The organism is Mesorhizobium shonense, from assembly GCF_040545255.1.
GTDB lineage: Bacteria > Pseudomonadota > Alphaproteobacteria > Rhizobiales > Rhizobiaceae > Mesorhizobium > Mesorhizobium shonense.
Genome location: NZ_JBEPLM010000058.1, coordinates 1 through 1,083, shown reverse-complemented (window position 1 = coordinate 1,083; position 1,083 = coordinate 1). Strand labels below are relative to the sequence as shown.

Here is a 1,083-nt window from a genome sequence, read left to right as displayed (position 1 = left end):
GGCAGAGCCTCACCGACAGCTTCACCGCGGTCTCCTCCGACGGCACCGCCAGCCAGCTCGTCACCGTCACCATCCACGGCACAAATGACGCGCCGACGGTATCCGCCGCAGTCACTTCGACCGCCTCTGAGGTCGACCCCGCCTACACGATCGACCTGCTCGATCAAGCTTCGGACGTCGACCAGGGAGCAGTTCTGCACATCGCAAACCTGACCGCCCCACTGCCAGCGGGGCTCAGCCTCGATGCCGACGGCCACACGCTGCACATCGATCCGAGTGCCTACAATGCGCTCGCCGACGGCCAGAGCGCGGTGCTGAACTTGAGCTACGATGTGGTCGACGAGCACGGCGCAGCAGTCGCGCAGACTGCCACCATCACCATAGAGGGGGGCGCAGCCGGCTTCTCGGTCCAGTGGATCAGCCCGCGGAGCGGCAACTGGTTTGACGGATCGAATTGGAGCACGGGCGGGGTCCCCACGGCCGCGGACACGGTGCTGATCGACAGACCCGAAGATATCGCTGTCACGATCGCCGGAGTGGACGGCTTCGCTGCGAGCCTGGTCAGCACGGAGCAACTCCTCATCTCTTCCGGTTCGCTGCACGTCAGCGGCTCCGCCGCCCTCGCCTCGCTCGACGTAAGCGGAGGAACGACGCAGCTGGACGGCAACACAAGCGCCCAATCCCTATCAGTCAACTCAGGCACAGTGATCTTCGACGCCGCGACAACAACCGGCGCGCTCAGCCAGTCCGGCGGCGAGCTGAACGGCTCCGGTTTGCTGACCGTGTCGGGTGCCGCGACGCTGTCGGGAGGCACTGAGAGCGGGCCCGGTACGACGCTGGCGCAAGGCGGAGCCGCGTTCAATGGCTCCTTCGGTCTCGACGGCGGGCGAGTGCTGCAGTTGGGCGGCAGCAGTACCGCCACAGGGTACATCTATCTCGATCTGAATGCGTCGGACCCGAACACGGGCGTCAGTGACGCAGGTTCCGCCGCGCTGACAATCAGCAGCGGCGCTACCTTCGACGACCAGAGCGATGGTGGGCTGTATATCTATGCCAACAATTGGGGGCCTGGCGACGACGGCT

The 1,083-nt window shown here is 65.7% G+C and carries 1 protein-coding gene; it reads left to right on the top strand.

The genetic code is table 11. The features are described from left to right. A partial coding sequence (locus tag ABID26_RS37045) for a VCBS domain-containing protein (protein WP_354418447.1) occupies positions 1-1,083 on the top strand: 1,083 nt, incomplete at both ends.